The 25,917-nt window shown below is 64.2% G+C and carries 29 protein-coding genes and 1 tRNA gene; 5 read left to right on the top strand and 25 right to left on the bottom strand.

The features are described from left to right. Positions 1 to 2: 2 nt before the first annotated feature. Entirely contained in the window at positions 3 to 578 is a 576-nt protein-coding gene (gene dcd / locus ACFWBQ_RS10170; RefSeq protein ID WP_329209486.1) for a dCTP deaminase, read from the bottom strand. A 477-nt stretch (positions 579 to 1,055) separates the two neighbouring features. Between dcd and ACFWBQ_RS10165 the strand changes: the two genes are divergently transcribed. After that, positions 1,056 to 1,129 (top strand) — tRNA-Gly (locus ACFWBQ_RS10165). Between the two features lie 51 nt (positions 1,130 to 1,180). On the opposite strand, the gene ACFWBQ_RS10160 is transcribed toward ACFWBQ_RS10165, so the two are convergent. The 14 genes from ACFWBQ_RS10160 to ACFWBQ_RS10095 form a co-directional block, all read right to left on the bottom strand. After that, positions 1,181 to 2,329 (bottom strand): tyrosine-type recombinase/integrase, encoded by a 1,149-nt coding sequence (locus ACFWBQ_RS10160; protein WP_385486485.1) that lies wholly within the window; start codon positions 2,327 to 2,329, stop codon positions 1,181 to 1,183. 33 nt (positions 2,330 to 2,362) lie between these two features. Further along, the gene (locus tag ACFWBQ_RS10155; protein ID WP_385486129.1) at positions 2,363 to 2,572 is read right to left on the bottom strand and encodes an excisionase family DNA-binding protein; all 210 of its coding nucleotides are present in this window, start codon (positions 2,570 to 2,572) and stop codon (positions 2,363 to 2,365) included. Then, on the bottom strand, positions 2,565 to 3,728 hold the full coding sequence (locus ACFWBQ_RS10150; protein WP_385486127.1) for an AAA family ATPase: 1,164 nt from the start codon (positions 3,726 to 3,728) through the stop codon (positions 2,565 to 2,567). Before ACFWBQ_RS10150 ends, ACFWBQ_RS10155 begins: the two co-directional genes overlap by 8 nt. Next, positions 3,725 to 4,663, bottom strand: a complete 939-nt coding sequence (locus ACFWBQ_RS10145) for a bifunctional DNA primase/polymerase (protein ID WP_385486125.1) — start codon at positions 4,661 to 4,663, stop codon at positions 3,725 to 3,727. The genes ACFWBQ_RS10150 and ACFWBQ_RS10145 overlap by 4 nt, the downstream gene beginning before the upstream one ends. An 86-nt stretch (positions 4,664 to 4,749) precedes the next feature. Further along, positions 4,750 to 5,070: a hypothetical protein gene (locus ACFWBQ_RS10140; RefSeq protein ID WP_385486123.1), complete on the bottom strand. Its 321-nt coding sequence runs from the start codon at positions 5,068 to 5,070 to the stop codon at positions 4,750 to 4,752. 3 nt (positions 5,071 to 5,073) lie between these two features. Beyond that, complete coding sequence (locus tag ACFWBQ_RS10135) at positions 5,074 to 5,685, bottom strand: hypothetical protein (protein WP_385486121.1); 612 nt, start codon at positions 5,683 to 5,685, stop codon at positions 5,074 to 5,076. Positions 5,686 to 5,696: 11 nt separating this feature from the next. After that, complete coding sequence (locus tag ACFWBQ_RS10130) at positions 5,697 to 5,885, bottom strand: hypothetical protein (protein WP_385486119.1); 189 nt, start codon at positions 5,883 to 5,885, stop codon at positions 5,697 to 5,699. Positions 5,886 to 6,040: 155 nt separating this feature from the next. Beyond that, on the bottom strand, positions 6,041 to 6,292 hold the full coding sequence (locus tag ACFWBQ_RS10125; RefSeq protein WP_385486117.1) for a hypothetical protein: 252 nt from the start codon (positions 6,290 to 6,292) through the stop codon (positions 6,041 to 6,043). A 141-nt stretch (positions 6,293 to 6,433) separates the two neighbouring features. Beyond that, the gene (locus tag ACFWBQ_RS10120; RefSeq protein ID WP_385486115.1) at positions 6,434 to 8,686 is read right to left on the bottom strand and encodes a cell division protein FtsK; all 2,253 of its coding nucleotides are present in this window, start codon (positions 8,684 to 8,686) and stop codon (positions 6,434 to 6,436) included. A 94-nt stretch (positions 8,687 to 8,780) separates the two neighbouring features. Further along, complete coding sequence (locus tag ACFWBQ_RS10115) at positions 8,781 to 8,993, bottom strand: hypothetical protein (protein ID WP_385486113.1); 213 nt, start codon at positions 8,991 to 8,993, stop codon at positions 8,781 to 8,783. Positions 8,994 to 9,032: 39 nt separating this feature from the next. Next, positions 9,033 to 9,419 (bottom strand): RRQRL motif-containing zinc-binding protein, encoded by a 387-nt coding sequence (locus tag ACFWBQ_RS10110; protein ID WP_385486111.1) that lies wholly within the window; start codon positions 9,417 to 9,419, stop codon positions 9,033 to 9,035. Next, complete coding sequence (locus ACFWBQ_RS10105; protein ID WP_385486109.1) at positions 9,419 to 10,057, bottom strand: GGDEF domain-containing protein; 639 nt, start codon at positions 10,055 to 10,057, stop codon at positions 9,419 to 9,421. Before ACFWBQ_RS10105 ends, ACFWBQ_RS10110 begins: the two co-directional genes overlap by 1 nt. Beyond that, positions 10,054 to 11,064, bottom strand: a complete 1,011-nt coding sequence (locus ACFWBQ_RS10100; RefSeq protein ID WP_385486107.1) for a DUF2637 domain-containing protein — start codon at positions 11,062 to 11,064, stop codon at positions 10,054 to 10,056. The genes ACFWBQ_RS10105 and ACFWBQ_RS10100 overlap by 4 nt, the downstream gene beginning before the upstream one ends. Then, positions 11,061 to 11,357, bottom strand: a complete 297-nt coding sequence (locus ACFWBQ_RS10095; RefSeq protein ID WP_385486105.1) for a hypothetical protein — start codon at positions 11,355 to 11,357, stop codon at positions 11,061 to 11,063. Before ACFWBQ_RS10095 ends, ACFWBQ_RS10100 begins: the two co-directional genes overlap by 4 nt. A gap of 534 nt (positions 11,358 to 11,891) precedes the next feature. Here ACFWBQ_RS10095 and ACFWBQ_RS10090 point away from each other — a divergent pair. Then, positions 11,892 to 12,650 (top strand): helix-turn-helix domain-containing protein, encoded by a 759-nt coding sequence (locus tag ACFWBQ_RS10090; RefSeq protein WP_385486103.1) that lies wholly within the window; start codon positions 11,892 to 11,894, stop codon positions 12,648 to 12,650. Between the two features lie 2 nt (positions 12,651 to 12,652). Continuing rightward, positions 12,653 to 13,126 (top strand): NUDIX domain-containing protein, encoded by a 474-nt coding sequence (locus ACFWBQ_RS10085; protein WP_385486101.1) that lies wholly within the window; start codon positions 12,653 to 12,655, stop codon positions 13,124 to 13,126. On the opposite strand, the gene ACFWBQ_RS10080 is transcribed toward ACFWBQ_RS10085, so the two are convergent. Together ACFWBQ_RS10080 and ACFWBQ_RS10075 are read right to left on the bottom strand one after the other, a co-directional pair. Continuing rightward, positions 13,114 to 13,686: an HD domain-containing protein gene (locus ACFWBQ_RS10080; RefSeq protein ID WP_385486099.1), complete on the bottom strand. Its 573-nt coding sequence runs from the start codon at positions 13,684 to 13,686 to the stop codon at positions 13,114 to 13,116. The genes ACFWBQ_RS10085 and ACFWBQ_RS10080 overlap by 13 nt on opposite strands. Next, entirely contained in the window at positions 13,683 to 14,039 is a 357-nt protein-coding gene (locus ACFWBQ_RS10075; protein WP_385486483.1) for a GntR family transcriptional regulator, read from the bottom strand. Before ACFWBQ_RS10075 ends, ACFWBQ_RS10080 begins: the two co-directional genes overlap by 4 nt. A 451-nt stretch (positions 14,040 to 14,490) precedes the next feature. Between ACFWBQ_RS10075 and ACFWBQ_RS10070 the strand changes: the two genes are divergently transcribed. Both ACFWBQ_RS10070 and ACFWBQ_RS10065 read left to right on the top strand, forming a co-directional pair. Then, complete coding sequence (locus ACFWBQ_RS10070; protein ID WP_385486097.1) at positions 14,491 to 16,863, top strand: P-loop ATPase, Sll1717 family; 2,373 nt, start codon at positions 14,491 to 14,493, stop codon at positions 16,861 to 16,863. A 167-nt stretch (positions 16,864 to 17,030) separates the two neighbouring features. After that, on the top strand, positions 17,031 to 17,447 hold the full coding sequence (locus ACFWBQ_RS10065; protein ID WP_385486095.1) for a hypothetical protein: 417 nt from the start codon (positions 17,031 to 17,033) through the stop codon (positions 17,445 to 17,447). Between the two features lie 1,087 nt (positions 17,448 to 18,534). Here the strand turns inward: ACFWBQ_RS10065 and ACFWBQ_RS10060 are convergent. The 8 genes from ACFWBQ_RS10060 to ACFWBQ_RS10025 all read right to left on the bottom strand — a co-directional run bounded on the left by ACFWBQ_RS10060 (position 18,535) and on the right by ACFWBQ_RS10025 (position 25,908). Then, on the bottom strand, positions 18,535 to 18,993 hold the full coding sequence (locus ACFWBQ_RS10060; RefSeq protein WP_385486093.1) for a hypothetical protein: 459 nt from the start codon (positions 18,991 to 18,993) through the stop codon (positions 18,535 to 18,537). 766 nt (positions 18,994 to 19,759) lie between these two features. Then, entirely contained in the window at positions 19,760 to 20,374 is a 615-nt protein-coding gene (locus ACFWBQ_RS10055) for an NUDIX hydrolase (protein ID WP_385486091.1), read from the bottom strand. Between the two features lie 1,275 nt (positions 20,375 to 21,649). Next, on the bottom strand, positions 21,650 to 22,339 hold the full coding sequence (locus ACFWBQ_RS10050) for a contact-dependent growth inhibition system immunity protein (protein ID WP_385486089.1): 690 nt from the start codon (positions 22,337 to 22,339) through the stop codon (positions 21,650 to 21,652). 12 nt (positions 22,340 to 22,351) lie between these two features. After that, positions 22,352 to 22,657: an RNase A-like domain-containing protein gene (locus ACFWBQ_RS10045; RefSeq protein ID WP_385486087.1), complete on the bottom strand. Its 306-nt coding sequence runs from the start codon at positions 22,655 to 22,657 to the stop codon at positions 22,352 to 22,354. A gap of 11 nt (positions 22,658 to 22,668) precedes the next feature. Further along, on the bottom strand, positions 22,669 to 23,208 hold the full coding sequence (locus ACFWBQ_RS10040; RefSeq protein WP_385486085.1) for a hypothetical protein: 540 nt from the start codon (positions 23,206 to 23,208) through the stop codon (positions 22,669 to 22,671). Positions 23,209 to 23,246: 38 nt separating this feature from the next. Beyond that, positions 23,247 to 23,861, bottom strand: a complete 615-nt coding sequence (locus tag ACFWBQ_RS10035; protein WP_385486083.1) for a hypothetical protein — start codon at positions 23,859 to 23,861, stop codon at positions 23,247 to 23,249. Beyond that, positions 23,858 to 25,531: an RNase A-like domain-containing protein gene (locus ACFWBQ_RS10030; protein WP_385486081.1), complete on the bottom strand. Its 1,674-nt coding sequence runs from the start codon at positions 25,529 to 25,531 to the stop codon at positions 23,858 to 23,860. The genes ACFWBQ_RS10035 and ACFWBQ_RS10030 overlap by 4 nt, the downstream gene beginning before the upstream one ends. Before the next feature lie 74 nt (positions 25,532 to 25,605). After that, positions 25,606 to 25,908, bottom strand: coding sequence for a WXG100 family type VII secretion target (locus ACFWBQ_RS10025; protein WP_385486079.1), 303 nt, complete (start codon positions 25,906 to 25,908; stop codon positions 25,606 to 25,608). Positions 25,909 to 25,917: the final 9 nt, after the last annotated feature.

Raw genomic sequence — 25,917 nt, 5'->3', positions numbered from 1 at the left:
CCTCACACCTGAGTCCGGTGGAAGTTCATGTACGAACGCGAGGCCGTCGGCCCCCGCTGCCCCTGGTAGCGCGACCCGTACCGCTCGGAACCGTACGGGAACTCGGACGGCGAGGTCAGCCGGAACATACACAGCTGCCCGATCTTCATCCCCGGCCAGAGCTTGATCGGCAGCGTCGCCAGATTCGAGAGCTCCAGAGTCACGTGCCCCGAAAACCCGGGGTCGATGAAGCCGGCCGTCGAATGCGTCACCAGCCCGAGGCGTCCCAGCGAGCTCTTCCCCTCCAGCCGCGACGCAAGATCGTCGGGGAGCGAGATGACCTCGTACGTCGACGCCAGTACGAATTCACCGGGGTGAAGGATGAACGCCTCGTCACCCTCCGGCTCGACCGTACGGGTCAGGTCCACCTGCTCGACCGCTGGGTCAATATGCGGATAGCGGTGGTTCTCGAACACCCGGAAGTAGCGGTCCAGCCGCACATCGATGCTCGAGGGCTGCACCATCGACGCGTCGAACGGATCAATGCGAACCCGCCCGGCATCGATCTCGGCCCGGAGGTCCTTATCTGAGAGAAGCACGCACCGAGGATACGCAGAACGCGCGAGCCCGCCCCAACCGGACCGCCCCGCGCGCCTGCTCCACCACTCCCTGCCGCCGCTACCGCTCCCCGAGCACCACAGGAACGGCCTGCCTCAACCGGGCACAGCGCGGACAGCGGATGAGCCGCCCCGGACCGATCCGGTCGGACCCGAGCTGCTGCATCGGGAACGACGAGGTAGCAAAGACGTGCCCCTCGGCACAGCGGACGACGGTGCGCTCCATCGACTCCATCAAGTCCCTTCCCCAACCAAGCCTTGGACGAGACCGCCACATTAGGGGATGAACAGGACGCCACTCCAGGCGGCACTCCGCCCGTCTACGCTACCCCTCCAACTCCCGCCCGGCGCACCCGCATCCATCCGGCGAAACACCGGAGGGGCCCCACGGCGAACACGCCGGGGGCCTGCCATGAGGTAGAGTGTGCGGCGATGCACTGCCGGTCATCGGCACGCTTCGCGGGTGTAGTTTAATGGTAGAACATGAGCTTCCCAAGCTCAGAGCGCGAGTTCGATTCTCGTCACCCGCTCCATGAAAAAGCCCCAGGCCAGCGGGCCGGGGCTTCTTTGTTGTCTAGACCGGTCTAGGCGTCGCGCACCACCTCCGCACCACCTTGACCGTCTTTTGGCTGTTCAGAGCCCTTCACCCGAGCGGCCCGGACCATCTTGTCCAGCCCGCTCGCCACCTCTCTCTGCCGCTCGTGATCCGAGTGCTGATAGATCAACGCGGCCTTCTCGGACGACTGTCCGGCCCGGACCATCGTGTCTTTGAGCGTCGCCCCCGAGCGCGTGGCCAACGTGTGCCCCGTGTGACGAAGATCGTAGAAACGAAAGCTGTCAGGCATACCGACCGCGCGTCGCGCCTTGCGCCACTTCCGCCCGAAGGATGAGCGACGGAAGGGCGCTCCCTGCTCCCCCACGAAAAGCAGTCCCTCCGGTCCCTTCTCCGCGTACCAGTCGAGATGCCTCCGCAGATCCAGATGGAGAAAGGCCGGCAGAATCACGTACCGCTTACCGGCCTCCGACTTGGTGTCGCCCAGGGCCCGCTCCCCGGTGTTCAGCTCCGGGGCTGCCTTGCGAACCCGGACGGTCATCGCGTCAAGGTCCACGTCCTTGCGGCGAAGCTCTGCCTGTTCCTCCGGCCGCAGCGGGCCGTAGGCACCGAGGTAGACCATGAGGCGCCACCGGATGCCGACCGCTGCCGCTAGCGCGTCCACCTGCTCCACCGTGGCGATGTCGCGCTCGGCAGGCGACTCCTTGCCCGCGCCACGGATGCGGCAGGGGTTGCGGCGGATCAGTTCATCGTCGGTGGCCGTTTCGAGGATCGCTTTCAGCAGCCGGTACGACTTGGCCACGGTCGTCGCTCCGGTGGCCTTGCGACGCTCTGCCCGCCACTCTCTGACCCTGGGAGCGGTGATCTGATCGAGGTCACTGCTTTCGAATCCGGGAAGGATGTGCAGCCGCAGCAGGCGCCGGTAGAGCTCATCAGTCGTCGCCGCGAGTTCCCGCTCATCCACCCACTTCAGTGCGTACTCACCGAAGTTGACTGCTCCCGCATCAGGGTCTCGCCAGTCCCCGCGGGTGAGGTCAGCCTCCACCTGCGACAGCCAGACCTCCGCGTCCGTCTTCGTAGCGAAGGATTCCGGTGCGCGGCGCCGCTCCCCCGTGGAATCGAGGTACGACGCGGTCCAGCGACCGGAGCGGTATTGCCGTACCGCTCCGAAGCGCCGCATGCTCTTGCCCTTCTTCGGGCCCCTCTTCGGCACTTACGCAGCCCTCCTTGCGCGGCGACGGGGACGGATCGGCTCGACGGTGTTCGCCTTGATGTAGGCGAAGAGGACGCTCTCCGCGATACGGACGTGTGTTCCGGCCTTTACGAAGGTGATGCGCCGCTCGGCAACGAGCCGTCGGGGGAAACGCTCGGTCGTGCCCAGAAGCTCAGCCACTTCCGGGATGGACAGATACCTCTCACGCAAGACGCTCTCCTCGCTCTGCCGTGCCGGAACCGGACAGCCCGGACAGCTCCTCTTCTGACTGTCCGGGTAGTTCTTGCTGGTCAGATGGGGCAACCGGACAGTCGGACAGCTGGGACACCTCCGGTGCGGCCTGTGTCCGGGTCTCGGTGTCCGGGAAGTACCGGCCGCTGCCATCTTTGGTGACCTGTCCGTCAGCAGCCATGCGCGAGCACGTGCGGCGCACGGTGTCCGCGTCGGCTCCCGGCAGCGCTTCTGCGATGTCCCGCGGCTTGGCTCCCGGGTTCGCCCGCACGTACCGCAGGATCGCGGCCCGGGTGTCGCCCACGGTGTGATCGGAAGCAGGACCATCGAGCAAATGCCAAGCTCCCGATGCCTCTTGGAACTGGAGGGCGTATTCGGCTTCGCTCACATCTCGGCCGGTGACGTGAAGGATGCCGTCGGCCTGTCCGCGGGCCCGCTTGAGTACGAGCGTGGCGTCTGCGGCTCCGGCAATGCCGTTGGTGCCGGAGACCTCCGTCAGAAAGTCCTCGGAGGCCATTTTGCGGACGTGGTGGACCAGGACCACGGCAATGCCGTAGTGGTCCGCGAGCCGCTTGGCGTAGCCGACAGAGACGTAGTCCGCGTCGTAGGCGGACACGCCTTGCGGGGCCTGTCCGCGCATCTTGGCGAACACGTCGATGACGACCATTCGCGCGTTGGGATTGCGCTCCAGCCATTGGGCGATGGCTTCGCTGCCGCCCTGGGGGAAGGGCGGGCATTCGGTTACGAGCGTCAGTCCGGACGGTGCCGGCCGACCGCCCAATAGCTTGCCCATGCGGCTCTGGAGACGGCGCGGTGTGTCCTCCAAGGCGAGGTAGAGCACCGGGCCGCCGCCGACGGGCACGGAGTCGAATGCGCGGCCTCCGGCCGCGACGGACAGGCCGAGTCCGAGGGACAGCCAGGACTTGCCGACCTTGGGCGGTCCCGCGAGCAGGGTCACGCCTTCGGCGATGATGCCGGGCACGGCCCATTTCGGCTCGGGGAATTCCGTTGCCATGAGCTGATCAGCGGTCCACGCGGTCCGGGTCCGCTCTCGTACCGGCGGCGCCGTGGGTGCGGGCTGCGGGCCGCTGGGGACGGAGTACAGGTGCAGCGGAGGAATCGGGGACGCGCTCATGCCGCCACCTGCCGCGGCCGGTTCGCTCCGGCTCGGAGACCGGATGCGATGGTGCGCTGTGCTTCCCGCTCGCTCTGCCCAGCCTGCCGGGCCACGTCGGTCAGCCAGGCGGTCACCTCACCGGTTCCCAGCTCTCCCCCAGCAACGAGTTGCCCGAGCGCAATCGAGGCGATGTACAGGGCCTTGTTGCGCCCGCCTTTCGGGGCTCCGGTCACCCGCTTCAGCTCTGCATCGACCGCACCGCGGAGCCACTTGCCGCGCCGGTCGGAGGCAAGCGCCACGGTGATGGGCTGCTGCGGGGGCAGCGGAGCCGGGCGCAGCAGGTCGGTCATCCAGCCGGGCAGTGGTGCGACCGGAGCGTCGTGGACGGTGGTGTACGGGGCGGGGCGGCCGGTGATGGTGCTGCCTGCGGCGACGACGTAGCCGCCGTGCGCACGGGTGTCGATCTTCCATCCGAGCTTGCCCGCGGTGTTGCGCAGCTCGGTCCCGTCCGGGGCCCCGGAGTACAGGTGCATGCCGCCGCTGGGGGTTTTGACGATGTGCGCGGCAGGCGCCATCTCGCAGTACCCGTCGAACGGCTCGCACATCACCAGCTGCCCGAGCCCGTCGGCATCGTGGCGCTCCCACAGGGCGAGCAGCACTCCGAGCCCGTTGCGGATGCCGGGCCGGGACCATTCGGCCGGCGGAAGGTCTTCGGGATTCTTGGGGGTGTCGAGGTCGACAACGACCAGGCCGGACGGGCCCGTTGCGACGCCGATGTTGTAGGGGGCGTGCGACCAGCACCGGGCGATTCGCTCAGCGTCGGTCGTGGCGCGCTCCTCCCAGTTTCGGATGGCGGGGCGCTTATCACCGGGAATGAGTGGGAAGACGTGCCAGCCGCGGCGTGCTGCGTCCAGTGCTGCGGTGAGCAGCGCGGAGTTGTGGTCATGCGTCATGCTGGTGGTTCTCCTGTTTCTGTCGAAGGGACGGAGAGCCGGGGCGGTCGCGGTCTTGTGGTGAGAGGCGACCGCCCCGGGCACAGCTACTGCTCTCGGACCCACAGGGCGTACTGCTGGCGGACGTAGTGGCGCGGGTCGCAGATGACGTCCGAGTCGTCGACGTCCATGAGCCGTGCGGCGGCGCACTCGGCTGCTCCGGTGGCGTCTCCGCCGCGGCTCTCGGCTTCCTCGGCCAGTGCGATGCGGTCCAGGAGCGCGGCTTTGCGAAGCCAGAAATCTCGGCCCATGCGGGTTCCGAACGGCTTGTCGGCCGCTGCCTGAGCGGTCCACCCGATCTCGCGAACGATGCCCGGAGCCTTGGCGTACGCCGTCTCTGGGGTAGGCCACTGGGTGGTGTCGGTCATGGGTCAGTGCTCCTTGGCTCGGTCGATGGCGGGGAGTTCGGGGAGTCCTGCGCGGGTGAGCGCCTGCGGGTCGAAGCCGGGCAGGGTGGCGCGGGCGGTGAGTGCGGCTGCGAGTGCTTCGGCGTATGCGCCGGTTTCGCGGGCCACCTCGATCTGCGTGCGGCTGCGGAGCAGTTCCACCCGCTCGATGTGCGCGTGCTCCTCGCGTCGGACAGCGGTCTGCCGCTCGTACGCCACGGTGCCGCGGCGGTCGGTGCGCCAGTACCGGGCCGCGATCCCGTACGCGGCCGTGGTGGCGAGCGTCCACAGCAGCAGCGGGAGCGGGAGCCCATCGGCGTATCCGGCGACGCCTGCCAGGGCGAGCCCGCCGGAGGTGGCGAACGCGGTCCCGGCGATGACCCCGTCACCACCGCCACGGCCCGCGGCGGCAAACGCGCCGGCCGTTGCGGCACCAGCAGCGAGGACGACCATCAACACGGCGTTGCCGGTGGAGTGTTCGGCGCCGTTGGCGTTCCAGATCCGGCCCAGGATGAGCAGGGTGGAGGTGGCTACGGCCGGTGCCACCTTCGGGGCCGCGAGTGCGACCCAGTGGCGTTGGACAAGGAGTTCGTTCATGGTTGGTCCCTTCACAGGTCGGGGATGGCATCGACGACGGCGGTTGTGAGTTCGTTGATGGGTCCGGAGGCGCCGGTGGAGGCGAGGAAGAACCCGAACATGACGGCGATGAACGCGGCGCCGTAGCCGAGGGTGTTGGAGCGGAGCAGGAAGAACAGGACCAGTCCGAAGAGCAGGACCAGGGAGACGGTGACAGCCACGACGGGAACTCCTTTGAGGCCGATCGGGAGTGCTGGGTAGGGTGCGGGGGCCCCGGGTGCTCGCAAGTTCGGGGCTTGGACCGGCGGCCACGCTGGCGAGCGCCTGACATGGTCGGGATCGCCTCAGGGCGGGTGACCGCCGGTCCCCCGCGTGGTTAGCGGGTGCCGTCGCGGTGCAGGCGGGCGGCGACGTTGTAGAGGTGTCGGCCGACGCGTATGCGCTTGCCGGTGGCCTTGCAGCGTCGGCAGTCCTTGCCGCGCTTCGTGCGGCCCCTGCGGTCGATCTTCATCGCGAAGCCCCAGCCGCGGCACTTGCGGCAGTCACCGAACGGGCTGGCAGCACACAGCCCGATGTAGCAGAACGTGACTGCGAGCAGGAAGCCGATAGTGAGCAGGGCAGGGGACATGAAGGGCCTCCAGAGGCGGTTTTCAGGGGTTTTCGCAGGTGGGCCGCTATGCGCTAGCTGCCTGATCAGGGCTCGCGTAGGCCGCTATCGGGGCTGCTATCGATAGCGGGGCAGTCCGCTATCGATAGCAGCCCCGGGCAGTCAGCTCGCGTCCCGATTTCGGTTACGCTCCGCTACTGCGGTGGTGATGTCGTCGCGCTTGATTCCGCGCTTGTTGACGAACTTGCCTTCGATGCGGCGCCCGATCTGCCCGGCGGTGATGCCGTAGGGCTTGAGGGCTGCGGTCAGGTGCGCGGTCTGCTCCTCACCGCTCATGCGGGCCCAGTCGCCGTAGCGTTCGGGCCGCAGCTCGGCCAGGCGCTCCACGACCGTCTCGTTCCACACCTTGGCCTCATCGACAGGGACGACTGCGAGGATGTCGGCCAGCAGGGTGTCCGCGACCTTCTCGGCCTTGGGGGCGTCCGGGTCGGGGAGTGTGCCGGCCGCGGCGCGGGCGGCCTTGGCCTTCTGGCAAATGACTTCGGCGTTGGCGTTGTCGATGTAGTAGGAGCGGACGATCTGCGGGTTGGGCCCCGCTCCGACCAGGTAGCCGATGCCCAGGTCAGCGGCGGTGAACGAAGTGGCGCGGATGCCGTTCTTGTACATCGAGGTACCGAGCACCATGTCGTTCTCGGGCTGGCCCATGACCTGAAGGCAGAACCGGATCCCGACGTTCGCGCTGATCGCCTTGGGCAGGGAGTCGGCGTCGGGGCGCTGGGTGCCGAGCAGCAGGATCACCCCGAGGGCGCGGCCCCGTTTGATGATGGCGGTGGCGAGTTCGGCGGCCTTCTTGCCGAGCCGTTCGTGGGTGAACACTTCCTGGCACTCGTCGATGGACATGACCAGCGGGTGCAGGCCCAGCGACTTCTTTGCCGCGAGGGCGGGGGTGACCTTGTTCTCCGGGCAGATGTCCTTGGGCAGCTTGTTGATCACCCTTGCCCGGCGGTCGAGTTCGCCGTAGACGTACTCCATAGCGTCCACGCAGCCCTCGACCGTGGCGTCGTCCCCGGGGCCGGAGCCGTAGGAGTGGGAGATGGGCTGGAACGAGGAGAAGTCGCCGGTGCCCTTGAACTCCCAGGTGTGCAGCTCAGCCGTGGGGTCCATGGCTGCTGCGAGGAGCAGGATGCGCAGGGCGAACGTCTTGCCGCGGCCGGGCATGGCTCCGGTCAGGAAGTTCGCGTACATCAGGTCGAACCCGACCTGCCGGCCACGCGGATCCGTGCCGTAAGGAACCGGCTTGAACAGCGTCGTCGCACCGGTCTTGAGCAGCGGCCACGACGGCTGCGGGGCACGGGCCATGTCCTGGTCCCCCACCCACAGCATCACCCGACCGGGGTGCTCCCCGGGCACGGGCTCCGGCCACACACAGCCCAGCGACTTGCGCAGGCCGGAGGCGAGCCGTTCCCGGCGGTCCAGCACATCGGAGACCGTCACCCCGTAGGGAAGGTCCAGGTCGGCGCGCCAGCCTTTGCCGTCCCGCTGGATCGGGGCCTTGAACTCGATACCGGGCTTGCCCTTGGCTGCCTGCTTGTTGATCTCCGCGATGCCCAGGGCAGCGAACGCCCGGGCCACGATGTCCGAGGTCAGACGCTGCACCTGGGGCAGGTCTACCGCCCTGGTGATGACCGGTGCGTCCTCGGGCCGACCCGCGTGGCCCAGGGCCAGTAGCAGGGCGGTGACCGAGACGGCCTGAAGCCAGCCGGGGGCCAGCACGTAGATGGCGAGTGCGGCGCCGAGCCCGACGACCAGGGCGAGCGTGGTCACGAGGGTCCGCAGGCGTACGCGCCCGTCGCGCTGGCGGGAGAGCTTGAGGTACTCGGCTGCGTCCTCGCGCCGGACGGATGCGAGTCGGACCGGCTCCCCCTCCCGGTCGGCAACCCACCGCATCGTGCCGCCGATGAACTTCGCGGCCCCGCGGGGCGAGAGCAGTGCCAGCCGGGCTACGTATACCGGGGATCGAAGGGCGTGGTATCCGGCCTTGTGGCCGTAGTGCCCGGCCACCCAGCCGGTGGCTGACTTGAGTTCCGTCGTGGACTTCAGCCATATCGGAACGACCGGACGGCGTTTGGCGTCCTTGAGACGGTCCATGAACCCGAGGCCCGCCGGGGCCGGACCATCCACCATCACCGGACCCGAACCAGCACCCGACTGAGTCGGGTGCAGATCAGCCGACTCTCCACCGGAGCCGGTGGGAGAGGAGTCGTCCGACCGGTCGGCGCGATGGTCGGCCGACTCGGTCCGGGCCGAGCGCGCCTTGTCGAGGTCGACTACTTCGCCACCCGAGTCGGGTGCGGGGGCGGTGTTCATGTCGGCTTCGAGTCGGTTGAAGAGTTCGCTTTCGTCGTCGTGATTCACTGAATGTCCTTCCCGGACAACAGGGGTTGGAAGGGGTCCGGACGGCGCTTTGAACGGCCGACCGTCCGGACCCCGCTGGGCGGACAGTGCAGGTTCAGCGCGCGGTGCGGGCGGCGGTGAAGTAGGACAGGACGCCGTGCACGCCGCTCTCGCACAGCCACGCGGACACCGCCTTCTTGGCGTCCTCGGTGCTGTAGCCGGGGCCTCCCGTGGCCTTACCGGCATAGGTCCTCTCGCGGGAGCCGACGCCGTTCACGGTCATCACCGTCGCGCGCCACTCGTACGTCACCGTCGTGTTCTCGGGCATGACTGATCTCCTCGAAAGCCGAGCAGGAAGGGGGGTTGGTCAGGCGACGCGGTGTTCTTCGGGGTAGGCGCAGGGCACGCACATGCCGAGCGAGGTCGGGATGCAGTACCCGGCATCGGTTCGGCATTCGGGGCAGGTGCGGCGGGCGGTCATCGCCTTGTCGAGGGCTGCGGCGCGGCCTGGTGTCATCGGGCGTACGGGCTTGGCCATGTCGATGCGGTAGAGGTAGGCGATCAGCACGCCGGACTTCCGGCCGCGGGAGCGGCGCATCAGCTGCGCCTGCACCTGCTGGCCGCCGGGCCGCAGTCCGCGGGCCCGGAGTTGGCGGCGGGTCGCGTAGCCGTCCGGGGCGAGCCACCAAGGGAAGGTCGGTATCCCGTGCCGGGCGCCGGTCGGGTCGTAGCACTTGGCGTAGGTCAGGGTCATCACGCCACCGCCTTCGAGGCGCTCGCGCCACGTCGGCCGGCACGGCGTCCGGACCACGTCGCGAAGAGCCTGCCGAGCCCCGCCCGGCGAACCCCGGCCCGCCCCTGCTTCGCTGCGTACATGGCTTCATCAGCCCGCCGCAACAGGGTGGAGAGATTCTCACCCGGGTGGTCCTCGGCACGGACCCAGCCCAGCGACACCGTGGTGCGCACGTCCGGGGCCAGGCTGGACGCCGGGCGAGCGAGTACGCCGTGCAGCACCGCGAGCAGGTCCCCAACAGTGCCGTGATCGTCGATGACGACGGCGGCGAACTCATCACCCCCGAGCCTCCCCGCAACGCCGGTCCGGCCGACGTAGTGGGCCAGCCGGGTCGCGGTCGCTTGCAGCAGGGTGTCCCCCGCTGCGTGGCCGTGGGTGTCGTTGATCTGCTTGAAGCGGTCGACGTCCGCGAGCACCACCACGGCCCGCGGGTCCTTGAGCAGGACCGTGGCGCGGCGGGTGAAGCCATCGCGGGTGCGGAGCCCGGTCAGTGGATCGAGGCGGGCGGTGTGCAGGCGGCGGCGCATCCACATGGTGTGGACGGACCACCCGGCCGCGAGCGGCCCAGCAGCGGCGAGAGCGGATAAGAGGGTGTTCATGCCGCCACCGCCCCGGCCTGCTCACTGCCGTTGTCGTGCTCGGTGAGCGGGTCGACGCTGTACAGCGGGTGGCTGGCGGTGCGCTCGGCCTTGAGTGCGTCGCGCAGGGTTCGGGCGGTGGCCTGCGAGACGTGCAGCTTGGTACGGATACGGTCCGCGGTCAAAGCCGCGGCCGGCCACGCGGTGGTGATCTCCCGAGCCTCGGACAGAATCTCGTCCGCAGTCCGCTTCCCCTTCGCCTTGCCCCGGGCCCTGCGTGCGGGCCGCTTCGCAGTTGGCTTCGGCTTGCTTTCAGGCTCAGGCTGCGGCTCTGGCTCGGTGGCCGGCACCTGCGTTTCACTCTCGGGGCTGATCTCCCCGAGCTTGAGCAGAACGCGTGCGCGGCGTGGTGTCTTCGACCTCCACCGACGGCCGTGCTGCTCGCGCAGCTCGGCACGGGCCAGTACGCGTTCCCGCTCGCGGGCCAGCGCATCGGCGTAGGAAGTGATCTCCCACAACGTCATCCGGCGCCACAGAGCAAAGGTGGAGGGGAAAGCGAGCAGCCACCGCGAGGCACGGATCTTGTCCATGCGCCGACCGGTGACCGCACCGATCCGGGACGCGTAGACGTGCGCGCCGATCTCGGAGAACACCACCCACAGCAGCGGCATCGTTCCGTGCGCGACCTTCGCCCACATCCCATGGCCTGCCGAGACGTTGAGTCCGCAGGTGACCAGGGTGAGGACCCAGGGCACGAACCGCACCCAGGCCAGCGCCATGTCCATCCGGATCAGCAGCAGGTTCGCCACGGAGAACACTGGGATGGAGACGTCCATCCCGACCGGCACCATCCACGGCTCACTGAACCCCCACCGCAGCGCGGCAGCGGACACCGCGTCGAACGAGGAGATCAAGCCCAGTGCACCGACCCCGGCCGCGGCAAGCGCACCGAACCCGGCCAGGCCCATTTCCGGCCGGGTCAGCGGCGGAACCGCCGGCCGATCCGTGCTCTGCGTCGGGGCGTTCATGCCGCTACCCCGCTCCGGCGTGTCTGCCTGCCGCGGCGAGCGGGCTGCGGCAGCGGGATCACGTTGAAGAGCTCCGGGGCGAACGCCTCGATCGCTTCGACGGCGACCCGGCTGACGTCGTCCGGCAGGCCGGGGTTGTCGGCGAGGATGTCGCGGGCCGCGTCCAGGCGGGCCGCGCGCTCCATCTCGCTCTCGCCCTCCACCCCGAGCCACAGCTCGACCGGGGTACCCAGGGCCAGTTCCACAAAGTCGGTGTCCGAGACGACCTCATGGCCGCCGATGAATGCACGCATGGAGAACTCCAGAACGTCGAAGGGACGGAGAGGCCGGGCGGTCGTGGCCTTGTGGTGAGAGGCGACCGCCCGGGATGAAGCCGTACTTCCGGCTCCCCTCAGCCCCGCCCGTACAAGACGGGCAGGGGAGGCAACCGGCCGCAGCGGTTATGTGCGCTGCGGAGTGGTTGAAGCTGCACTGTTCAGCGCGCGGCTCTCACCGCGCGCGCCGCCTACTTGGGCCAGGAGAGGCGACGAATCCCGATTCAGTTGTCAAGGAACGGGCGCTTCCTTCGAACCCGTTTCACGGGGCCCTCCGGGCGCAGGTGGTACCTACTGCGAGCGATCCCAAAGACTGATGCAGTACCTCTATTACAGGTACCGCATCGACTGCCGTCAAGCTCACTGGCGGAACTTCCGGGACTCTCTCCGGGGACTTCCTGGCGCACCATCAGCATCGCCCCAGGTCAGGGGCGTTGGTTACCCCATACGTGGACAGCTCGGATGCGTCTCGCTACCTTCAAGAGGTCCCAAGACGTCCCACCGGGGGTTGCGATGTCCAACGAACGCTTACGGTCGGCGCTGCTCGCGCAGGGCATGACCGTGCAGGATCTGGCCGATTCGATCGAGGTCAACCCGAAGACGGTCGAACGCTGGATCACTCAGGGGAAGGTTCCGTACCGACGACACCAGTACGCCACCGCGTCCCTGCTCAAGGTGGATGTCACGACCTTGTGGGACGACTCCCGCAGCGTGGACACGGCAACTGACCTGAGCAAAGCGGAGATCGTCACCATCTATCCGCACCGCCATATGGTGCCCAACACCCTGTGGCGTGAGATCTACGAACGCGCAGAGACGCGCATCGACGTTCTCGTCTACTCCGGCCTGTGGCTATCGGAAGACCCGCTGTTCCATGACCTTCTGAAGAAGAAGGTCCAGGGGGCGACCCAGATCCGAATCCTGCTGGGAGACCCCGGTTGCGCGGCGGTCCATCAACGCGGCATAGACGAGGGCCACCGCATCATGGACGGCAAGATTCGTAACGCCCTGGTGAACTACCGCCCTCTCTACACGAGCCACCCCGACATCGGCTTTCGCCTGCACGACGGGACGCTCTACAACTCCCTCTTCCGGTCCGACGACGAGATGCTCGTGAACACCCACGTCTACGGCATCGGGGCGTACATGGCGCCTGTCCTGCACCTGCGGCGACTTCCCGGCGGTGGGCTCTTCGACACCTACGCGAATAGCATCGAACAGACTTGGGGCAGCGCACGCCCGGTCGCGGATCACGACATCACGGGAGCTTGAGCATGGGACGCATCGACTACCTGCACGACCCCGACGCCCCGCCGGCCAACTCGGTCGTGCCGTCCGTCGTGGCGTTCGTACAGAACGGCTCAGGGGACGTCCTGCTCATCCAGCGTTCCGACAACGGACGTTGGGCTCTGCCGGGCGGGGGCCACGATGTCGGCGAGTCCATCAGCGACACCGTGGTGCGCGAAGTCTGGGAAGAGACGGGGATCAAGGCCGAAGTCATCGACATCTCCGGGATCTACACCGACCCTGGCCACGTGATGCTGTACGACGACGGTGAGGCCCGGCAGCAATTCAGCATCTGCTTCCGCGCTCGCCCCGTTGGTGGCGACGTCCGAACGAGCGACGAAACAACTCAGGTCCGCTGGATTTCCCCAGCGGACCTGCCTGCGTACGACATCCACTCGACCATGCGCCTCCGAATCGAGCACGCCATGGACGATGCGCGGTCGGCGCCCTACATCGGTTGACGCTTGACCTCGGCGAGCCGCAGCACGACCCGCGCAGTGCAGGCGAGGATCTCCGGTTCTGCACGACGGATGAACGTCCCGATGAGACTGTCGGGTCCATACCGGCCGGTGATCTCATTCACCCGATCCACGGGGTTCGTCGATGTGCCGTCTGGCGTCGTGTTCATGTCGCAGTAGCAGAGCGCGTCTGCAAGGTCAGGGTGCTCGCGCGGGAACTCGGCTTCCAGCTCGTCGCGCATCCCGCGCGCCTCGGCTTCCATCCACGCGCAGGAGTGGTGAGCGACCAGGCACACGATTCGCTCGTCCGCGTGCGCAACGTCCCGGAGATACCGAGCGCCGTCCAGTGGGTGAAAGCCGGTCTTGGCAAGGTCCGGCGCGTACCCGATGTCATGCAGTACGGCCGCGGCCTCCAGCAGCTCAGCGTCGTCGCCGAGGATCGGGGCGATACTCCGGGCCCGCTCGGCCACACCCTGTGAATGCGCCCACCGACGCGGCAACGGCTCGGCAAGCAGCTTGCCCGCGAGGGAGTAGGCCCAATCGGTCCATCCCGTGGTCGTCAAGATTCCGGAGACTCCGTTCGCTTTGGCAGCGCCCGGACCGAGCGCTGCTTGCCTTGCCGAGCCTCGGACAGCAGGCCGGCGGATTCCAGCTTGTCGAGAGCTTTGCTTACGGTTGGTCGCGAGACGCCGAACCTGGTGCTCAGAGCCGTCGCGCTCGGGAAGGCTTCCCCAACGGCGAGGCCGTCATCCGTAATCACCTCCGCCACACGTTCAGCGAGTGACCGACGGTCGATGTCCTGTCCAGACCGCACCACTCGCCACCGCCCCCCAGGCACTGGCTCTGCGATCCCCTCCCTCTGCAGTACCGCGAAGACCCGCAGGGCTACGCCGCGAGACACACCGTGCTTACGCATCAGCTCTGCAGCTGAAGGTAGTTCGGACAACCCATCATCGGTCTCGATCTGCCCCCTGACTGCCGCTGCGATCTTCAGAAAGGTCCCCCGCGGGTTCACCTGCTGCGGCACGCTTCGTTCCTCTCTTAGCCCAACCAACTCTGCCACGCCCTTCCAACGGTATGGGTAGCCCACCAGGGCACGTGGCGTCCCGGGCAAGCGAGCGGGTCAGAGGATCGTCTGAGGCCTCCGCCTCAGCCCTACTTGGGATAGGGCGAGCGATGGTTGGACTGGATGAGCATCTGACGTCTCCGCTAAGCCGAATCTGCGGGAAAGCACCCAAACCAGCTACCCCCTGTCTAAGCTAGAGCAATTGGGGATCAGGGGTAGCAGCTACGCGTTGACGGGAGTCCCCCGATGACGAACACCAGGGGATTTCACCCGAGGCGACAGCACCAGTTTTGGGGGCGCCATGGACTACAAGGTCTTTCTCGGTTACTCAAAGAATCCTGTCGACGTCTCCCAAGAGATTCAAAATGCGGCGACAGTGATAAATAGGAGCGGCTTCGCCGACGCGAAAACATGGGAGGAGAACCCGGCCACCGGACGAATCATAATAGAGACCGTCCTGCAGGACATCAACGAAAGCACTATTTGCCTATTCGATGTGACAACGTTGAGCCAAAATGTGCTTTTCGAAGTCGGATACGCATTTAGCCAGCGTAAGCATATCGTCCTGTCGGTCTGCAAGTCTAAGGAGTCTCTTCACGACTGGAAGACGTTTGATATCTTCTCCACTATCGGTTGCATTTTCTACGAGAATGGAAGCGAGCTAGCTGCTAGGTTCATGGCCGGGATAACGGCGGCGAGCGAGAAGACGCTCTGGGATGACATATCCCAATCTCTTGAGCGAACGTCCAAAAATTCCGTATTCTATGTGCCTACCTATCACACTTCCGAGGCTGAGCGAAATCTTCGCCGAATGATCGCAAAGGAAAGTGACCTAGGGACCAAGGTAACGATCGCAGATCCAGCAGAGCAGGGCTCAGCGCCACTCGCTTGGTATGTCAACGCGGTTTACTCGTCCGCTGCCACACTGCTCCAAATGTCAGGAGAAAGTCACGACCAGAATCGCATACATAATTCCCGGAGTGCTTTCATCGCTGGCCTGGCGAGAGGGCTCGAACGTCCGTTGCTCGTAGTCGTTGGGGAAGAATACCGAGGGCCGGTTGACTACAAAGACATCCTGTACACCTACCACAACAAGAAGCGACTCGCGGAAAGGCTGCAGCTGTGGCTTTCAGATTCCTTCCAAGCCTGGAGGAAGGAAGGCTCAGCACGCCAGACACCTACCCCTAAAATAGAACTTGCCACTGAGCTTAAAGATTTGAAATTTGGCGAGTATGTTGCCGAGAATGAGTCTGACACGCTAGACGAGTATTTCGTTGAGACAGCAGAGTACGAGGCGGTGCTGACCGAAAGTAGTGTTGTGTTCGTCGGAAGAAAGGGCATGGGGAAGTCCGCGAACATGATTCGAGCTTCGCAAGTTTTGCGTTACGATAAGCGGAACTTGGTCTGCGTAGTCCGCCCTACCAATTACGACTTGGACGGCCTTGTGGGCGTACTCCAATCCATTGGTGGCGACGGAAACCAATCTTTCCTAGTGGAAAGCTTCTGGCGATTCCTGCTTTATTCAGAAATCTCGCTTGAGGCCGTAGCCGCTGCCGACAAACTTCCGGCCGGCATCGGCGAGGGAACTCCCATGGCGAGGCTTAGAGACTATCTGCATCAGAACGACATATCGGATGATTTTTCGGTGCGTCTAGAGCGCGTCATCAATTCCGTCCGCAAGGAATTGCAAGAGGTTACCCCGAAGCTCTCCATTGAGAAGCAGCGAGAACGTATTACACAGGCTCTACAGGGGAAGTTCGTCGGAAATCTTCGACGTCTGCTCGGAGACGCATTGCGTGACCGCCATCGCGTAGCTTTGCTAGTGGACAATCTCGACAGCGGTTGGAGGAAATCTGCCGAGCTCAAGTCACAGGCGGTGCTGCTCGTAGGACTGCTCAGCACTGTAAGTAAAATCGCAGAGGAGTTCCAAAAGGAAAATAACCGACTTCAATCCGTGCACGTAACAATCAGCGTATTTCTTAGATCTGACATCTATGATGAAGTCATTAAGGAAGCCCGCGAGCCAGATAAAATCAACACGAAGAGGATTGATTGGAACCAACCCGATCTATTGAAGCGGGTCATGGATGAACGATATCTATCCGTGCGCCCTAAGGGGACAGAACCGGACGAGCTTTGGGACCGCTTCTTCTGCTCACATATCGGCGACCAGCCGATCTTTGACCATATCCTCTCGACGATTCTACACAGGCCCCGAGATCTCGTATTTTTCTGCAAGGCCGCTGTCTTCAACGCCGCTAATGCTCGACACTCACGGGTGGAACCTGAGGACATCAGAGAGGCAGGGAAGAGCTACAGCAAGTTTGCCCTCGACGCTCTCATCGTTGAATATGGATCAACGATACATAAACTGGAGGACGTGGTATACGAATTTTCCGGATTGCCCTCTGTGGTAACCAAGGCGGAAGTGCTGGAACTAATTGAAGAAATCCCCGGATTGGGTGCAGATCACGCAGGTGAGTACCTAGAGGAGCTTATGAAGATTTCTTTTCTCGGCATAGAGATCAGCAATAATAACTTCGCGTACCCCGACAGGGCGGACGATCTGAGGAAATTCAAGATTCTAGCGCGGAAGGCTTCGCGGCGTGGAGGGGGAAAGGAAAGGTACGAAGTGCATGCCGCATATCGCCACTTCCTTGAGATCGGGCAGTAGCCCCGATATTTCACATCTTCATGCACACCATTGAGGACTAGGTGCTCATGTCCGGACCTTCGCAAGAACTACGTGATGCGGTTTGGAACGCTAGCTGTTCACAGGCCGAGGGGCCTGAGAACTCAAGCTCCCAGCAGCAGATGATATTTGAACAGTACAAGATATGCGTGGAAATGGCCGATCGGATTAGCACGAGACGAGGGTTGACCAATTCTTTTTTCCTTACCTTGAACCTGGCTGCGATTAGCACCGTTGCGGCGCTCGCACCAAAAATCGACCAAGGACTTAATTCCATCGCGTTGTCGATTGTCATCCTAATACTGTGTGGGCAGTGTTTCGTTTGGTTCCACACTTTGCGCTCATACCGCTTGCTCAATAAGGCAAAATATGCGGTGATCGAGGTACTCGAAGAAAAGCTACCTGCCCGCGCATACTCTCAAGGGGAATGGCATGCTCTCGTGCGGTCGGGCCAGCACGGCAAATATTTGCGCCTCACCAGCGCCGAGCAATCTATGCCCCTGCTGTTCACCATGGGTTACGCAATTCTGCTCGCTTATATGATCATCAATGCGCTATCGATCTGAGTCTCACCCACTGCGGGCAGGAGCTCCGTACGGGACTCCTGGACCACGGCTTCAAGACCGGCCGGGACACCCACCACTCGATCCGACCGTGCTTCCATGCCCCACGCATGCGCCTCCCCCTGCGCAGGCGCCATAGGGGAGCCTGTCTGGGTCTGGCGTTACCAGGTCTCAGGCAGGGGGTATGGAATGGCATCTCAGTCCAGATGTGGTGCTCGCACCAAAGCTGGTACAGCCTGCCGGAACCTGGCCGTGGTCGGCACCTCTCGTTGCGCGAAGCACCAGGGGCCTTGGTCGGCCTATGGGGTTGCGCAACGCAAGGAGAAGGAAGCCAAGGCGAAGAAGCGCAAGATCCGCAGGACGCGGTAGACCTGCGCGGGCCGCAGTCTCATCCGTAGTCTCGTTCGCAGCCGTACCTGGTCGTTCAGCTCCTCAGCATGCGCGGCCCTGAGCTGGTCAGTGGACGCGCATGAACTGGGGCGAACACGACCCTGCAGAGTTGGAAAGCGTGTTGGTGGAAATCCGTCGGCGGGTGGTCGAAGGCTCGAGGTGAGCCATGTGTGGGCCAGAGAGGCCAGTCCCAAGGCTGCAAAGTGCTTAATCCCAGGTCAGAGGACCGTGACGTGCTCCTGCATCACAATCTTGAAAGCAGTCACTGTGCGAGCGCGGTAGAACTGCCCCTACTCCATCAAGGCCCGCGCACAGCGCGGGCGCGCGCCGCCTCTACGGCACGGCCCTCCTCCTGTCTTCGCCCCGGCTGGCGCCGCCCGGCCCCGCACTAGCGGCAGCGGCCATGAAGTGGGAGAAGCTCTCTCTGGCTGCGGCGGCCGGCTCCACCATTTTAGCCAGCCACTTTGGGGCGAGCCTCGAAGATCACGGCCCCAACGTCGTGCTTTAACGGGCAGCTCCACAGACTGCCCGACTCACCGGCAGCACGGGCCGTTTATCACTCGCCCCAAAGCTGCTTCCGGCCAAAGTCGCCCGCCGACCGCGTGGACGTGCCCCATTCGGTCCCATGAGACGGGGGAGTCATGGGGATAGCGGTCAGTCACAAGAATTGTCGATGGAGTCACCAAGCTGGAAAGCGCAGTTATTTTTTCGGTGAACTGAGGACTAGATCGCCTCTCGCCGCCGCTTGCTCGGCGGCCATGAGGCCGACTGCGATGCCATCCTCGAGGGGCCCTTTTTCACTCCATGCCCGACGGATTTGCTGGATCGAACCGAACGCGGTTATGAGCAATCCATAGAATGCTGACACCAGAGCCAGAGTGGGGTCTGGAATTATGCCGATGATCGACCAGGCCTCATTGTGAGCAATCACCAAACTGGTGCCGACTTTCTGGCGTCTCTTCAGTGCAAGGTATTCGTCTCTGACGCTTCCCGGAGCATCAGTTAGTAGGATTCTGTCGATGTGGTGGAAATAGGCGTCCAGCTCGTCAACGAGTTTATCTTCGTCAACATTTCCCGTTTTTTCGAACTTTGCCAATCTTTCCACAACCTTGCGACGCGAGCTTTCACTCCTGATGGAAGGCAATAGATCGGCGGGCATGGTGGCAAAGATCTTTCGCGACAGCACAAAGGGTGGGAGGCTCCAAGTATGGGGTTGCTCCGTAGGGGTGTGACGTCGCGTGGGCCTATCTCCCATACGAATATCTACTGGTGTCCAAAATCGGCTCGGAGACACAGGGATATCAGTAGAGACGTGCAGCGATTTTGGTATATTGAGCCTGTATGCCGCCCTAGCCGCTTTATCGATTTGATTCTTCTGCCACTGCGTGACTTCGCCTTGATTTACTTTTCTTTGAAGCCACCTGCGAAGCCTAATGAAGTACAGCGGATCTCGGGCACTAACGTAATCGTACGCCAAACGTTTGACATCAGGCGCGACACGCAATGAGCTATTCTGATCTAGGGAACTTAGGACCTGGTCTCGAAATAGTCGACTTACGTCACCAGTGTCGTATCCCTTTTCCCGACCATCCAATTCGGTCTCTACGAACCTTATGTAAGCATCGCTGCTAGGGGTTTCTGGTACGCCTCGACCTACAAGATCACCCCATACATCGTGTAGCGTCATGCCTGTTCGGACTGCGGGAAGCAGATACCCATAGTGCAGAAGAAGAGACAGGTCTTGGGGTGCCGAGTCTACGGGATTTTCTCCGGACCAAATCAGTGAGCGCAAATAGGGATTGTTGTTCAGCTGAGAGTCGCCCACCAGAAGTTCGTCGAAAAACAGGCAGTGCTGCACTATGTACGCGCGTAGTTGTCTGCCTTTCAGTGGAGATCTCCGAACGCCAAGTAGGTTCGCATGTGGATCAGCTTCTGTCACGTAGAGCCCTGCTGACTGGCGTTCCATATTCCTCGCCCACTCGTTGTTGCGCCTGCCACAAAAGAATCAAAGTGATGGGATCTTGCAACTTTCCCGATTTCATTAGCGATGTTGTGGAATAGATGTCGACTTCTTCAACTCCCTCTATCACCTCACTCTCTTCGGGGCTTCCTTTTTCCGTAAGGAGCCCCCAGCCTAGGAAGCAATGAGTAGGGTGGTAATTGAAGGCCGGATCGGCTACGAGTGCGCCAACATACTCGAGCGAAGAACACTCAAATCCGACCTCTTGGCGGGCTTCCGCGCGGGCTATTGTCTTCGGATCTGCCGCGTTAGCCCCAAACCCCTTTACTGCCTCGAGAATTACCTTGCGAGCGGCATGCCTATAGCTTTTAATGAGAAGGGCCTTCGACTCCCCGACCAGGGGCAATACTGCGACGGAAAAAGGAACTTTCCAAACCCACCGAACATACGTCCCGTGTGCGTTGGATGAGCTAAAGCGAACGTCATCGTCATATAGCTGGCCATAATTGTTTTCGTAAACTACCTTTTCGCGCAAAATTTCGATTTCAGGAGCCGAGTTCCCGAAGGATGGATCCATCATCTTAGACCCCTTTGCCATGCCGGGCTCTTCTGCTTAAACTCGCACAAATATTTTCTCACTAGCAAGCGTGAGGCGCATCTCAGTGCTGCTGAGGTAGAGCCACCGCTTCGCGGCGCGTGAGGCGGTCTCTTGAGCCAGGGCAATATGGTCGGGCGAATGATGACATCCACACTTGACATCAACGACGGCGAACATGTGCGGATTGCGACGGGGTCCTACAGAGCGGCAGCAGTGGCCGCAGTCGTGATCGAACTCCTAAAACGGGAGCCAGACCCTCCATCCCGACTCAGAGTGCTACGGGTCTCGGGCTGCCGTCCGGACAGACCAGCAGTCTCATCGACAGTCTTATTCGCGGCCGTTCAGCTCTCCTGCGAGCAACCCAGTGGCCCGGGCTGCGGATGACCGTGAACCAGTACGAACGGGGCCATGCAGAGTTGGAAAGCGTGGTGTGGACAACCGTCCCCGGGGTCGACTCTCGCAGCCGTCGGCGCGCTCCGGTCCGCTCTCATCGGTGTCGTGAGTCACTTCCCAGACGAGGTACCGAACCGCTGCGCCACGTCCATCGTCAACGGTGTTTCCCTTACGTGCAGGCATCGCCCCGCAGAGCAAGGCAACGTGACCGAGCCCCGGACGCAGCGTCCGGGGCTCGGAAGTGTCCCAGCTGTCCGACTGTCCGCTTAGAGCTCTGACCTGCACCAACCGGCCGGACAGCCAGGCTGAGAGCTGTCCGGGGTGTCCGGTTACCGATGGCTGCAACACCCCCGGGTGTTGCAGCCCGGTGGCGAAGCCACCCCTCGTGAGTCGCGGGCGCCGGTGCGTCTTCCTTTCTCAGGAACGCGCACCACGTCGCACCACCTCCGCACCATCTGCGGCAGAGAACCACGGTCAGCAGCGGTAAACACGACCATGGCTCGGAGCAAGGATCGGACGGTATCCGTGCAGGCCAGAGCGCCCACAGCGGGACGTCTTCTCAGGATTCCCAAGCTCAGAGCGCGAGTTCGATTCTCGTCACCCGCTCTTCGAGGAAGGCCCAGGTCAATGACCTGGGCCTTGCTGCTTGCCTAGACCATTCTTAGGTGGCGTGCCATTCGCGTGCCATACGCCACTCTGACCTGTACAAATGGCACGCGACGGGCTACAGAAGCGGCGGCTGCCACCTCATCGTCCCGCATCGTGAGTTCCGACTGGCCGGCTCGGACCATGAGGTCCTTCGGCTTGACGCCGGTGCCTGCGGCGAGGGCGTTCAGGGCGGAGTGAGCGAAGACGGGCATGTGGTCAGCCCGCGGCCGGTCCGGGTCCGTAGTCCGCCTTGAATCCGCCCAGACCGTCCGCGAGGTGGGCCAACCAACCGCTCGGGGAGTACGGCCGGGGCGGGTCGACCTCCATGCCCAGCTCCGCCACCGCGAGGGCGTATTCGGACTCTTCCAGGGCGAGGGCCAGCAGTTCGTGGAGCTCGCCCGTGAGGCGAGCAACCAGCTGCGGGCCCGTGGTTGCGGTGTAGTCACGTACGGCCGCGTCATGGTCCGGGAACTCGTCCGGCATGTCCTGCGAGAACCAGCCGCCGAGGAACTGGCCGAGCTCGGGGAAGCGGGCATGCCACTCCCAGTGGGTACGAGGGCCGGACGGGGGCGGGACCTCACCCTCCTCGATCGACCGCCTCAAGTGGTCCGCGATCACGAACAGCCAGTCCTGGATAGCCGATTCGGGCAGGCCGACGTCCGGCACGGGGCAGAACTCACCGAGGCTCAGGCGCAGCCGGCCCGGTGGGTTGCGTGCGTACTCGCGGATCTGCTGTTCGGCGGTGGCCAAGGCCCAGGGTCGGGTGTGCCAGGTGTGGCGGAGGTAAGCCTGGAGGGCTTCGCTCGGCTCATCCGGCTCGTCGTTGGCCGACATGCCGAGGTACGCGCTGATCACCTGGTCCAACTCGCCGTAACGGCGATCGAACTCGAGCGGCTTCATGGACACGGCACTGAACCCCTACAGGTAGATCGGGACGGTGGTGAGCACGACGAAGCCGTGCGGGCTGTTCGGTTCACGCTTGAGCACGACACGCGCGGCGCGGACGTCGACGGGGCCGCGGCCGGCGAGCATCATCGCCTGGAGCAGTACCCGGCCCACCGGCTCGTCGCGGGAGGGCCAGGCGGCCTCGATGGTCAGGCGGGCGCGGGTGCTTTGGGCGAGCCAGCGGTGGATCCTCTGCTCGTTGGCGGTCACCACCTGCTGGGTGGCCCAGTGGGCGGTTTCTCGGTCTGGATAGGTGGCCGAGCGGGTCCGTACGGTCATGTCTGTCCACTTCAGCTTGCGTCGAACGACCAGATGAGGCCGATTTCTTCACCAGACACCGCGAGGAGCCCGAAGTCCCAAACGTACTGAGACATCGGCCAGCAGCCGGAAACCCGCTCATAGAAGCCCGGATTCTCACCGCCATGACGGGTGTTGGTGAAGAATGTCGATCCGCCGGGAAAGCGCGAAAGGATCGCCTCCGCGTGGCGTTCCATGCCGGCTCTGCGCTCGGCAAAACCATGTTGCCGCGTCACGTTCATCTCATTGGTGGCCAGCATGACAAGGAGACGCACCACCGAACGGCGTGGAATCTCGAACAGTCCGCTTCGCCACTTCGCAGCGCCCTCCTCGTCCACCGGCGGAACGCGGAACGGGAAGGCGGGGTCCTCTAGCAACTCCGGTTCCCCCACTTCCGGGTCGTCGCCTCGCCACCCTCGAGGGTCCGCCACCTCCCTGCGCATGATCGCGGCTACGTCGGGCAGCCAGTCCTCGTGAGCGCGCGGGCCGACCGCGATGAAGGAATACCGGTTGCGGTACATCTCCACTGCCATCGCCCATGTCCCGGCATCAAGGCTCGTCTGCGGACCTCTCAACGTGGATCGAAGGACCAGATCAGCCCGACTTCCTCGTCGGACACCCACAGAAGCCCCAGGTCCCAGGGGTACTGACTGAGCGGTGAGCAGCTCGAGATCCGCTGATAGAAGTCGCGGGCCGCGCCGCCTCCCGAGGTGTTCGTGAAGAACTGGGCCCGGTCGGGGCAGCGCGAGAGAATTACCCTGGCGTGCTCCTCCATTTCAGCCAGCCGTTCGGGGAGACGGGGGTCCCGGGAGACATCGAGATAGAGGGTGGCCAGCATCACGAGGAGTCGCACCACTGAGGAACGCGGAATTTCCTTGAGCCGGCCTCGCCATTCCGTTGAGCCCGCCTCGTCCACGGGCGGGGTGAGGAAGGGGTAGGCCGGGTCGTCCTCCCTCTCCTCCGCGCCTTCCTCGGGATCGATGGTCCGCCAGGACCGGGGATCGGCCGTCTCCCCCCGCATGATCGAGGCGACATCTGGCAGCCAGTCCTCCCGCGTACGGGGTCCGACGGCGACGAAGGTGTACCGACGGTTGTACATCCCCACCGCCGCCGCCCAGGAGTCGGCATCCAGTGGTGTCGGCGGCCTGTCGGGCGTCGTCCCGTAGTTCATCCAGTCCTCGCTCATATGGGCATCGAGGTGAGCACGAAGTAGGGCGGGTCGAGGCTCGGATCGTGTATGAGCCGCAGGGAAACGCCCTTGGTGTCGTGCACCTCCGAAAGCTTGTTGTCGTCATAGTTGACACCCTTGCCAGTCACGGCGTCACCGGCGAGAGGGCCTTGCAGTGGAATGGAGTCAGTCTCAACGGTGATCATTTTGTCCGGCGCGTCCCCCGCCAGCCACTGATCGATCTCGTCGCTGTTGTCACGCAGGCAATACTGCGTGAACCGTTGTGCGGCCTCGACATCGACGTAGGTCGATGCCGCCGGAATCTTTGGCTCACCATCCGCTCGGCTCTCATCCCTCATCCGCTGCAGCAACTGCTCGTCGGTCTTCCCCACATGCTTGTCAAGGCTATGGGCATTCCCCAACCCTTCCGCCGCGGCAAGGTCCACCGAGTACCTGTACGGGAACTGGCTCTCCGGCAGTTGCCAGCTGTGCTCCTTCTTGAACTCATTCAAGGAGCGCGCACCGAACCCCTGCGCCCGAGCCCGTTCCGCCTGGAACGTGGGCACGCTCAAAAGCGCCTCGTCGAGCTCGAACTCGAGCATGGCCAGCTTGCCCGCAGCATCGCTGAACGCCTCGTGATAGGCCTCGACCGCCGCGTCCATGGAAGCCTTGTCCATATGGGACCGGAAGGTCAGGACGACCTCCGCGACTATGAGTCCGGCCGCGAGCCTGGTGAGTTTGGAGAGATCGAGATCCGAGGTGAGGCTGTTCACCGTCTTGTCCGTGGCCTCCTTGGCCAGGCGCATGGTGGTTTCCGTGGTCTTCTGGCCCATGTCGGCCAGGTCGTCGAAGAGCTTCTGAATGACGTTCGCGCTCTTGTCGAGGACCTCGATGATGGGCCGCCTGGTGGCGGGGTCCACCTTCCCGTGGGTCTTCCAGTTCCGGGTGCCCTTCTTCGCAGTCACCTCGGCCCGCTGGTCACGGGCCTTCCCCCATGCCGTGGTTCCCCAGATCGTCTGGCAGAAGGCCCTCATCGCGGCCTGCCATTCACCGTTGCCCGTGGGGTCGGTGATGGAGGAGATCGCGTCCGTGAAGTCGTCCGCCGCCTTCTTCACGTCCTTGGAGGCATCCCGCCAGGCCCCGGCGATGTCGCGGAACTCCTCTTCCTTGACGCCTGGCGTTTTCTCGTGGATGCGGCCGAGTCTCAGCCCTTCGTCGACCACGGGTTTCATGATGAACATGAGGAAGTCCGGGACCTCTCCCAGGATTCCGGAAATCGCCCACGAGTCATGGTCTTCGCCCTCCCCCCGCCACGTCAGGTCGTTCGGCGGACCGTACTTGGGCGCGGTGTCGATCACCGCTGGAGGCGGCTTCTCCTCCGGTGGCTCTCCCTTGCCCTTGCTCGCCGCCCAGTCCGCCTGCGCGTAGTTGTTCGCGGTCTGTGTGAAGCCCACTGCCACACCGCCCACCGACACCACGCTCTTGGCCCAGAGCTCCAGGAACTTCCCTGCGACGATGCCGTACCGGTCGGCGAAGGAGTCCGCGCCCCAGCCCGTTCCAGCGGACTGGCTGTACTTGTCCAGCGTTTCCGTCAACGCCTTCGCCTTCTTGTCATAGGCGAACTGACCGTCGCGTACGACGAGCGAGGTGAAGTAGAGATGCTGAGGCTTCACATCGAAGCGGCCCACACCTTGGTTGGGTGGCGCGGTCTTGGCCTGATCCCGTTCCCGCTGCCGCTGCTTGTCGGAAGGTAGTTCAGCCATCAGCCCGCACCCCAGCCCCGCATTACCGCCCTGTGTGCCGCCGCATAGTTGATCTCCCCGTTGACCACGACGTCGTGCAGCCACGCCTGGGCCGCCTGAAGGTCCGCCGCGGACCGGTCCCACTCGTCCAGCTTGTCGATGAACACCTCGCGGGCCTCGCCCTCCCAGGTCAGGACCACCTTCTCGGCGCGCCCGTAGAGCAGGTCCAGCTGCTCGTTGAGACGCTTGAGAATGTCCTCGAGATCTCCGGAAAGGTCCTGCAGCGTCGCGAAGTCGACGGCTATCTGGTCGTCGTCCACCATGCTTCCCCC

It is taken from the genome of Streptomyces sp. NPDC060035, assembly GCF_042736635.1.
Classification (GTDB): Bacteria; Actinomycetota; Actinomycetes; order Streptomycetales; family Streptomycetaceae; genus Streptomyces.
Note: the sequence above shows the minus strand (reverse complement) of the source record. Positions and strands in the feature narration are given on the sequence as shown.